General features: G+C 71.5%; 8 protein-coding genes and 1 pseudogene. 6 read left to right on the top strand and 3 right to left on the bottom strand.

Annotated features, from left to right (window positions below; genetic code table 11):
* The 4 genes and pseudogenes from D7Y15_RS40255 to D7Y15_RS40240 form a co-directional block, all read left to right on the top strand.
* A pseudogene (locus D7Y15_RS40255) lies at positions 1-285 on the top strand (PEGA domain-containing protein); the annotation flags it as partial.
* A gap of 2 nt (positions 286-287) precedes the next feature.
* Positions 288-581: a hypothetical protein gene (locus D7Y15_RS40250; RefSeq protein ID WP_121755888.1), complete on the top strand. Its 294-nt coding sequence runs from the start codon at positions 288-290 to the stop codon at positions 579-581.
* 308 nt (positions 582-889) lie between these two features.
* Positions 890-1,867, top strand: coding sequence for a D-alanine--D-alanine ligase (locus D7Y15_RS40245; RefSeq protein ID WP_121755890.1), 978 nt, complete (start codon positions 890-892; stop codon positions 1,865-1,867).
* Between the two features lie 317 nt (positions 1,868-2,184).
* Positions 2,185-3,711 (top strand): cellulose synthase family protein, encoded by a 1,527-nt coding sequence (locus tag D7Y15_RS40240; RefSeq protein ID WP_120581133.1) that lies wholly within the window; start codon positions 2,185-2,187, stop codon positions 3,709-3,711.
* 103 nt (positions 3,712-3,814) lie between these two features.
* Here the strand turns inward: D7Y15_RS40240 and D7Y15_RS40235 are convergent, their stop codons facing one another.
* On the bottom strand, positions 3,815-4,342 hold the full coding sequence (locus D7Y15_RS40235; protein WP_121755887.1) for a hypothetical protein: 528 nt from the start codon (positions 4,340-4,342) through the stop codon (positions 3,815-3,817).
* Between the two features lie 83 nt (positions 4,343-4,425).
* On the opposite strand from D7Y15_RS40235, the gene D7Y15_RS40230 reads away from it, so the two are divergent.
* Entirely contained in the window at positions 4,426-5,448 is a 1,023-nt protein-coding gene (locus tag D7Y15_RS40230; protein WP_121755886.1) for a PEGA domain-containing protein, read from the top strand.
* Positions 5,449-5,505: 57 nt separating this feature from the next.
* On the opposite strand, the gene D7Y15_RS40225 is transcribed toward D7Y15_RS40230, so the two are convergent.
* Positions 5,506-6,102, bottom strand: a complete 597-nt coding sequence (locus D7Y15_RS40225) for a hypothetical protein (RefSeq protein ID WP_121755885.1) — start codon at positions 6,100-6,102, stop codon at positions 5,506-5,508.
* Positions 6,103-6,152: 50 nt separating this feature from the next.
* Here D7Y15_RS40225 and D7Y15_RS40220 point away from each other — a divergent pair, with 50 nt between their 5' ends.
* Positions 6,153-7,991 carry a M1 family aminopeptidase gene (locus tag D7Y15_RS40220; RefSeq protein ID WP_121755884.1) on the top strand — a complete coding sequence of 613 codons (1,839 nt, stop codon included), beginning with the start codon at positions 6,153-6,155 and terminating at the stop codon, positions 7,989-7,991.
* A 7-nt stretch (positions 7,992-7,998) separates the two neighbouring features.
* On the opposite strand, the gene ftsY is transcribed toward D7Y15_RS40220, so the two are convergent.
* On the bottom strand, positions 7,999-9,500 hold a 1,502-nt coding region (gene ftsY, locus D7Y15_RS40215), incomplete at its 5' end, for a signal recognition particle-docking protein FtsY (RefSeq protein WP_233605273.1).

Here is a 9,500-nt window from a genome sequence, read left to right as displayed (position 1 = left end):
GTCTTCGAGCCGCCCCCGACGCCGCCGCCCGCGCCGCCCGCGAAGAAGCTGACGCGCAAGGAGCGTGAGGCCGAGGCGAAGCGCCAGCGCGCGGAGGAGGCCCGCCTCAAGCGCGAGGAGGAACAGCGCAAGAAGGACGAGGAGGAGCAGCGCAAGAAGGACGAAGAGGCGAAGCGCAAGGCGGACGAAGAGGCGAAGCGCAAGGCGGACGAAGAGGCCCGGCGCAAGCGCGAGGAAGAGAAGAAGCGCCCCAAGCTCGACGAAGACGATCTCCGGAACTACTAGCCATGCGCCGCCTTTCATCGCTCATCGTTCCCTCGGCCCTCGCCCTGGGCCTGTCCGCCTGCAGCCTGCTCGTCAGCTTCGACCCCGAAGGGCAGCCCTGCGACCGCGGTCAGTGCCTGGAGGGCTACGTCTGCCGCAACGAGGTCTGCACCTCCGAGGACGGCACCCCCACCGACGCCGGCACGTCCGACGCCGGTACCAGTGACGCCGGCACCACCGACGCCGGTGACGGCACGGACGCCGGCCTCACGGATGGCGGTCTGCTGACCGACGGCGGCGTCCGCGACGGGGGCTGATGAAGTCCCGCGCCGGGCCCGGCGGCACCGGTCGCCAGTCACGGCGCCGGTGACGGGGCCCTGATGCCGTTGTTCCGCCGCGCCTTGCGTCCCTGTCTCCAGGGGGCCAGGGCGCGGCGCCCTGTAAACACTCCCGCACGTGGCCACCGGGCCGCGCCGTGTCTCGCCGGACACGGCTGCCTGCCGCTCGGCACCACCGCGAAACCCCTGTCATTCCAGCGACTTGAACGCGACGTCCGCGCCGGGAAGCACTTCCGGTGCGTGGCATCATCCGTGCTCTGACGCAGGCCCAAGGAGGCATCATCGACATGGGCAAGCGCGTGGGAGTGCTGATGGGCGGGTGGGGCGAGGAGCGGGAGATTTCGCTCAAGACGGGGGAGGCCGTGGTGGCGGCCCTGGAGACCCTGGGGCACACCGTCACCCGCGTCTTCGCGGGCCCGGGCCTGGACCGGGCGCTGCGCGCGGCGGACATCGACGTGGCCTTCCTCGCGCTGCATGGCCGCATGGGCGAGGACGGCCGCGTGCAGGGCCTGCTGGAGCTGCTGGAGATTCCGTACACCGGCTCCGGCGTGCTGGCCTCAGCGCTGGCCATGGACAAGCCCATGGCGAAGAAGCTCTTCCAACTGCACAACCTGGCCTCGCCCATGGGCTACCGGGTGGCCCGCGAGGACGCGGAGCGCGCGCTGGAGCTGCACGGCGACAGCGGCTTCCCCTGCGTGGTGAAGCCCGCCAAGGGCGGCTCGTCCGTGGGCCTGTCCGTGGTGCACGACGCCGGGGCGCTGGTGCCCGCGGTGGTCCAGGCGTGCCGCTTCGGCGGCGAGGCCCTGGTGGAGCGCTTCGTCCAGGGCCAGGAGGTGACGGTGGGCATCCTCGGCGACAGCGTGCTGGGCAGCTGCGAGGTGTCCTACCCGCGCGAGGGCTTCGACTACGAGGCCAAGTACAAGGGCGGCGGCGCCCAGTACTTCCTCCCGCCCCGCCTGTCCGACACCCGCCGCGTCAACGTGGAGTCGCTCGCGCTCGCCGCGTACCGCGCCCTGGGCTGCCGGGGCTACGGCCGCGTGGACCTGATGTGCTCCGACACGGAGAACGACGTGGTGCTGGAGGTGAACACCCTGCCGGGCTTCACGCCCGTCAGCCTCCTGCCGAAGATCGCCGCCCGCGCCGGCCTGGACTTCCCCGCGCTGGTGCAAGGCGTGCTGGACCGCGCCACCCGCGACGAGCCCCACGTCACCGAGGCCGCGCCCCTCGCGCCCACCGCTCCCGTGCCCCTGCGCGTCGCGCGCTAGGTCCTCTGGCGCGCGAAGCACCTGGGACGTCGTCTCGGCATCGGCCCGACGCAGGGAAGCAGAGGGTGACAACCTGCGTCAAAACCGCCGTTCAAAGCCTCTCGAATCCGGGGAATAGTTTGACACGACCCGGGTCGCTCCCTATTGTCCGCCGGCGATCAGTAGCCGGAAGGTCAAAGCCCTGTCTTTTCGGGCACATACGGGGCGGGGCTCAGCAGACCCACAGGCGGCGGTCAGCGTGAGCAGTCGGTCGGCATGCCGCCACGTCTGGTAGGACCGCTGGCGCCAGTGCCAGCGGGAGGGGCTGAGCGTCACCGATGACCACCGTTGAGATCATCTTCCTGGCAGTCTACTTCAGCTTGCTGAGCGTGCTGGGAGTCTACGGCTCCCACCGCTACCGCATGGCGTTTTTGTATTACCGCCACAAGTTCAAGCTGCCGACGCCCAACGGCACGCTGAAGGCGCTGCCCAAGGTCACCATCCAGCTGCCCATCTTCAACGAGATGTACGTGGTGGAGCGCCTGGTGGAGTCGGTGTGTCGCATCGACTACCCGCGCGAGTTGCTGGAGATTCAGCTGCTGGACGACTCCACGGACGAGACGTGCGGCATCGCGCGCGCGTGCGTGGAGCGCCACCGGCAGAAGGGCCACGACATCGTCTACATCCACCGCGTCAACCGCCAGGGCTTCAAGGCGGGCGCGCTGGAGAACGGCCTCAAGCTGGCCTCGGGCGAGTACGTGGCGGTGTTCGACGCGGATTTCGTCCCCAGCCCCGACTTCCTGATGCGCACGGTGCCCTTCTTCGCGGACGCGAAGGTGGGCATGGTGCAGGTGCGCTGGGGCCACCTGAACCGTGAGTTCTCCATCCTCACGCAGGCGCAGAGCATCTTCCTGGACGGGCACTTCATCATCGAGCACACCGCGCGCAACCGCGCCGGCTGCTTCTTCAACTTCAACGGCACCGCGGGCATCTGGCGCCGCACGACCATTGGCGACGCGGGCGGCTGGCAGCACGACACGCTCACGGAAGACCTGGACCTGTCCTACCGCGCCCAGCTGAAGGGCTGGCAGTTCATCTTCCTGCCGGAGGTCATCTCCCCCGCGGAGGTGCCGGTGGACATGAACGCCTTCAAGAGCCAGCAGCACCGCTGGGCCAAGGGCTCCATCCAGACGGCGAAGAAGCTGCTGCCCACCATCCTCAAGAGCGACCTGCCGCTCCTGGTGAAGCGCGAGGCCTTCTTCCACCTCACCAACAACATGGCCTACCTGTTGATGGTGCTCCTGTCCGTGCTGATGCCCATCAGCATGGTGGTGCGCTTCCAGCACGGCCTGTACGGCACGCTGTTCCTGGACCTGCCGTTCTTCATCACCGCGACGGCCAGCGTCTGCGTCTTCTACGTGGCCGCCCAGCGCGAGCGCGGCGTGAAGGGCTGGGAGCGCTTCAAGTACCTGCCCTTCCTGATGAGCCTGGGCATTGGCCTGGCCATCAACAACGCGAAGGCCGTGGGCGAGGCGCTGCTCAACCAGCAGTCGGGGTTCGCGCGCACGCCGAAGACGGGCGCCGAGGGCAAGAACGTCAAGGCGGTGAAGAAGAGCTACCGGGGCAGCAAGACGCTGATGCCGGTGGTGGAGCTGCTCTTCGCCGCGTACTTCACCGGGGCGCTGTGGTTCGCCATCGACTCGCGCATCTACACGTCGGTGCCCTTCATCATCCTGTTCCTGGCGGGCTTCCTCTACGTGGGCATGTCCAGCCTGATGCAGGGCCTGGCGGGCCGCCGGACGAAGGTGCCGGACGCCGCCCCCGCGGTGACGTCCTCCGAGGAACAGCCGCGTCAGGCGGCCTGAGCCGTTCGCACCGCTTCCGCTGTTCACCTCGCGCCGCCGCTTCCCTCCTGGACTCCAGGCGGGGCGGGCGGCGCGGTGCTTTTTCCGGCTTGTGGCTCGGGGCCTACAGGCCCGCGTCGGGCGCGCCGCGCAGCAGCACCTGCTCCTGGCGCACGGGCGCGGGGCCGGAGGTCGCGGGGCGGCAGCCCTCGTCGATGGCGGTGCTGGACGCGGCCCTCAGCGTGAGGCCGGCGTTGGTGCAGGCCACGGCCTCCGTGGGGAAAGCGACGGGGCAGGGCGTTCCGGAGGCGCTGAAGCCGGTGGCGCGCGTCTCGCCCACGAAGCCCTCGGGTGTTCGGGTGAGGACGATTCCCACGGAGCCCGCGTCCGGGGACTCCACGCCGCCGTCCGCCCACGCGCGCACCACCGCGAGTGAAAGGGTGCGGCCGTCGTCCTGGCCCAGGTAGCGGAAGGCCGGGTTCTGCGCGTGGTGGTAGTCGCCGGACAGGTCCTTCTCACAGCCGGGCGGCACGTGGATGGGAGGCGGCACGGAGGCCGTGGCGGTCTCCACCCGGGGTGGGGCCTTGCCCGGACAGGCCGCGAGCGAGAGGACACAGAGGCCAAGGGGGAGGGTGACGAGGGCGCGGTGCATGGGGCGCGGATATTCTCCCAACGGACGTCCCGGTGGGACGGTGTTTGCTTCCCCTGGGATGACTCTCTAACCTTCGGCCCGACATGAGTCTTCGCCGCTTCGCCATCCTGTCGCTCGTCGCCACCCTGGCCCTGCCGTCCGCGGCGTTCGCCCAGGACATTGATGATCTCCTGGGCCCCTCGGAGACGAAGCCCACGAAGCCCAAGGGCACCAAGGCCAAGCCCGCGAAGCCGCCGAAGCCGACGGCCAAGCGCAAGACGCCGCCCAAGAAGGAGAAGCTGGGCGCGCGCAAGGGCAAGACGGGCAAGAACGCCGCCACGGCCACCGTCGAGGACCCGGTCCCCGCGAAGGCCACGCTCGCGCTCAAGCTGGGCAGCAACGCGCGCGGCGCGAAGGTGACGGTGGACGGCGAGGAGGTGAACCCTCAGACGCCGCTGGAGCTGACGCCGGGGGAGCACACCGTCATCGCCCGCCGTCAGAACTATTCGGAATTCAACCAGCAGGTGACGCTGGCGCCGGGGCTGACCACGGAGCTGATCATCTCGCTGGACGCGGCCACGGGCTTCGCCACCCTGCGCGCGGACGTGCCCCGCGTGGGGGTGTACGTGGACGGGACGCGCGTGGGCACCACCAACATGGAGAACTACCCCCTGTCGCAGGGGCCGCACGTCATCGAGTTCCGCGCGCCGGGGCTCAAGGACGTGAAGAACATCACCGTGCGCGCCGGCCAGCTCTACGTCGTGGAGGGGCGGCTGCGTCCCGCCTCGGACGTCCCGACGGCGGTGGCGCAGGCGCAGGATGCGCCGCTCTCGACGGTGCTGGAGCCCTCGAAGCCCGCGGAGCCGCCGGTGGACCAGCCGGGCCTGGCGCTGGGCACCGAGCAGCCGCCGGAGGTGAAGGAGAGCACCAGCAAGTCCTGGTACCAGAAGTGGTACGTCTGGGTGGGCGTGGGCGTGGTGGCCGCCGCGGCGGGCGCTGGCGCCTACGCGGTGACCCGGGGCCCCGCGGAGCTCACCCCGAACGAAGTGTGCGGCGGGGCGTGTGACGGTGCCATCGGGTTCCAGGGCCTGCGCCCGGCGATGCCCGCGAACGGCGTGCGCTTCTGACGACGCGCGGGGCGGACGTCCACGCCCGCCCCTGCTTGCGCGGAGCTTCGGGGCCGCTCAGTGGCCCCGCAGGTCGTCCTCGGCGCGGCCCGCGCCGGGTTCCAGCCGCAGGAAGATGTTCGTCACGCGGCCCACGCCCCAGTAGTCCAGCGCGGTGGCGCGGAGGCGGAAGGGCTCGGACTCCGGCAGCAGGCCGCTGAGGTCCACTTCGTTGGCCTCGAAGCTGAAGGCGCGGCGGCCCACGTTGTCCACCTGCTCGTTGCCGATGAAGACGCTGTCCGCGAAGCCCACGGCGGCGCGGCGCGACACCTTCCCCTTCGTGTCCAGCACCTCCAGCAGGAGGAAGTTGTCCACGGCGAAGCCCTGCTTGCAGGCCGCGTCCCCACACAGGGTCGCCTTGGCACCGTCCAGCAGCAGCTGCGGCGTCTCGCCGGTGGCGACGACGCGCGGCGTGCGCTCGCCCTCGCGGGTGTCCACCTCCACGTCCTCGCGCCGCTGCTCCAGGCGGGCCGTCTCGCGCTCCGGCGTGGCGGTCAGCAGCTGGACCGAGCGCGGTTCGGGCGGCGCGGCGGCGGTGGACGGGGGAACCTGCTTCGCGCAGGCCAGGAGGCTCAGCGCGGCGGCGGAGAGGGTCAACGTTCGCGAGTGGCGCACCCGGAGGCTTGTAGCGAGCGGCCCTGGACGGGGTCAATTAGCATGCCCCCATGCGGACCTTCCCCGGATGGTGGCTGCTGTGCGCGCTGGCCGCGGGCCCCGTGGTTGCGGCGACACCTCCCGCCCCCGCCGCTCCCGCCATTCCGGGCGCGGGCAGCGTGGCGCCAGAGGTGCAGCTGTGCCTCCAGCACCTGAGGCCGGAGGAGCGGGACCGGGCCGCGCGGGCGCTGGGGCCGCTGGAGTCCGTGCCGCTCTACCGCGTGCAGCTGGAGGTGGAGCCGAAGGAGCGGCGCGTCTGGGGCAAGGTGCAGGTGGAGCGGGTGGCCAAGGGCCCCAAGCCGGTGACGGAGCTGTACCTGCGGCTGACGCCCAACACCCGCTCCCGCCAGGTGACGCTCTCCGGCGCGAAGCTCAACGGGAAGGCCGTGGCGCTGGAGCTGGGGCCGGAGCCCACGTTGCAGCGCATCACCGTGGAGCCGCCGGTGCCCCCGGGCGGCACGGTGTCGCTGGAGGTCTCGCTGAAGGGCACGGTGCCCAAGGCGGCGCCGGGCGCGGAGTCGCTGCTGGGCTCGGGCGGGCTCCTGGGCGGCGGCGCGAAGGGAGGCTCGGACGACCACGGGGCCTTCTCCGCCACGGCGGACGTGATGAGCCTGGTGGGCGTGGTGCCGCAGGTGCCTCCCATGGATGACCAGGGCCAGCCGTGGGCCGGCCCGCAGGGCACGGGGGACCTGGCGCTGTACGAGCCCGCGCACGTGCTGGCCACGCTCACGGTGCCGTCAGGCTGGGCGGCGCACACCACCGGGACGCCCATGGGCGCGGTGCCCGAGCGCGACGGCCGGGTGCGCTACAGCTTCGCGGCGGCGGCGGTGCGCGACTTCCCGGTGCTGGTGACGCGCGGCTACCAGTCCGCCACCGCGACGGTGAACGGCGTCACGGTGGAGAGCCACTTCGCGGCGCGGGACGCGGCGGTGGGCAAGCGCGTGCTCAAGTACGCGTCACAGGCCCTGACGGAGTTCGAGAAGCGGCTGGGCCCGCTGCCCTACACCCACTTCCGCGTGGTGCAGGCGCCCTTGAGCGGCGGCGCGGGCGGCATGGAATTCCCGGGGCTGGTGACATTGGGCACGTCCCTCTACCGCGCCAAGCAGGACCCGCTGTCCATGCTGGTGGGCATGCCCGGCATGGAGGCCTTCCAGGAGATGCTGAACGCGCAGGGCGGCGCGGGGATGCTGGCGCAGGTGGGCTCGCAAGTGGGGGCGTCCCTGGAGCGCACGCTGGAGTTCACCGTGGCGCATGAGGTGGCGCACCAGTACTTCGCGGGGCTCGTGGGCTCGGACCCCATCCACGACCCGGTGGTGGACGAGTCCCTGGCGCAGTACGCGGCGCTCCTCTACATGGAGTGGGCCCACGGCCTGGAGGCCGCCGAGTCCCTGCGCAACGAGGCCCTGGTGATGCCCTACCAGTTCTTCCGGCTGACGGGCGGCAGCGACGGCCGCGCGGACCGGCCCACGGGCGACTTCGACGGCGGCGAGCTGGAGTACGGCGCGCTCGTGTACGGCAAGGCGCCGCTGTTGCACCACGCGTCGCGCAAGCTGGTGGGGGACAGCGCCTTCCTCAAGGCCCTGCGCGCGTACGTGGACACGTACCGCTTCAAGTGGGCGTGCAAGGCGTGCTTCACGCAGGAGCTGGCGAAGGCGAGCCCCGCGAACGCGAAGGCGCTGACGCAGCTGCGCACGCGCTGGTGGGAGGAGGCCCACGGAGACGAGGACCTGGGCGCGGCGGACCTCCAGGGGCTGATGGAGGCCATGGGCGGCGACATGGGCGGCGTGAAGCTGGACGCCCAGACGCAGCAACTGCTGGAACAGCTGCTGCCCCAGCTCATGGGGCAGTAGGGCCGCTTCAGTCGAACAGCGCCTGCACGAACTCGCGCGGCTCGAAGCGGCGCAGGTCGGCGATCTTCTCGCCCACGCCCACCCAGACCACGGGCAGCTTCAGCTCGTCGCAGATGCCGATGATGACGCCGCCCTTGGCGGTGCCGTCCAGCTTGGTGAGCGCGATGGAGCTGATGCCCACGGCCTCGTGGAACTGCTTGGCCTGCTGGATGGCGTTCTGCCCGTTGGTGGAGTCCAGCACGAGCAGGATTTCATGGGGCGCGCCGGGCAGCGCCTTGTCCATCACGCGCTTGACCTTCTTGAGCTCCTCCATGAGCGGGGCCTTGGTGTGCAGCCGGCCCGCGGTGTCCGCGATGATGACGTCCGCGCCTTCCTCCTTCGCCTTCTTCACCGCCTCGAAGATGACGGCGCTCGGGTCGCCGCCGTCCGGGCCCTTCACCAGCTGGGCGCCCGCGCGCTCGGCCCACACGTCCAGCTGCTCCGTGGCGGCGGCGCGGAAGGTGTCACCCGCGGCGAGCACCACCTTCTTGCCCTGGCCGGTGAGCTGCGCGGCCAGCTTGCCGATGGTCGTCGTCTTTCCGGCGCCGTTGACGCCCACCACCATCACCACGTGCGGCGGGCCACCGCCCGTAAGCGAACGCGGCACGGGTAGGTCCACCATGCGCGCCACCTCGTCGCGGATGGCGCCCTTGATGCGCTCCGGGTCCTTCAGCTCCGCGCGCTTGAGCTTGTCGCGCGCCACCTCCACCAGGTGGTCCGCGGTGCGCACGCCGATGTCGGCGGTGAAGAGGATCTCCTCCAGCTCCGACAGGACGGAGTCGTCCATGGTGCGCTGGCCGCCGAACAGGCCGTTGAGCCGCGCCATGAAGCCCTGGTTCTTCGTGCGGTCCAGCCCCTGCGCCAGCGTGCGGCCGCCCTCCGCCTCCACCTTGGCGCGCGCCACGGCGGCCTCGGCCTGACGGGCGGCCTCCGCCTGGGCGGCCTCCTGGGCGACGGCCTCATCGCGCAGGCGCACCGCTTCGACCTGCTCCCGCTTGCGGCGCTCGCGCGTCTCGTCGTCGAGCGCCTTCTTGGCGCGGTATTCGACGCGCTTGGCCTCCTCCTCACGCTCCTTGAGGGCGCGGACCTCCGCCTCCAGCCGGGCCTTCTCCGCCGAATCCTTCGCGGCGTGGGCGGCGAACGAGGCCGTCTCGCGCTGGCGGCGCAGCTCGTCCATGCGCGCGTGGGCGTCGTCCAGGTCCCGGCGCCGGGCGAGCTCCGCCTCGTTGGGCGGCAGCTCCACGCGCAGCTCGGGGCGCTCCTCGGGCAGCTGGGGCGCCTCCACCTGGGGCTTCCCGGGGGCTTCCGGCACGCGCTTCTTGCCGAAGAGCTTGCGCGCCGCCACGAGGGCCAGGACGACGAAGAGGGCCGCGCCGCCAATGCCCACCACTTCGCCGCCGGTGAGTCCGGTGTCCGGCGGGGTGCCCGTGCCCGGCTGCGTCGTCCCGCCGCCGGGGGTAGGGGCGGGGG

The organism is Corallococcus sp. AB030 (assembly GCF_003668965.1).
Lineage (GTDB): Bacteria > Myxococcota > Myxococcia > Myxococcales > Myxococcaceae > Corallococcus > Corallococcus exiguus.
The sequence above is the reverse complement of the archived record's forward strand: the minus strand, read 5'-3'. Positions and strand labels throughout refer to the sequence as shown.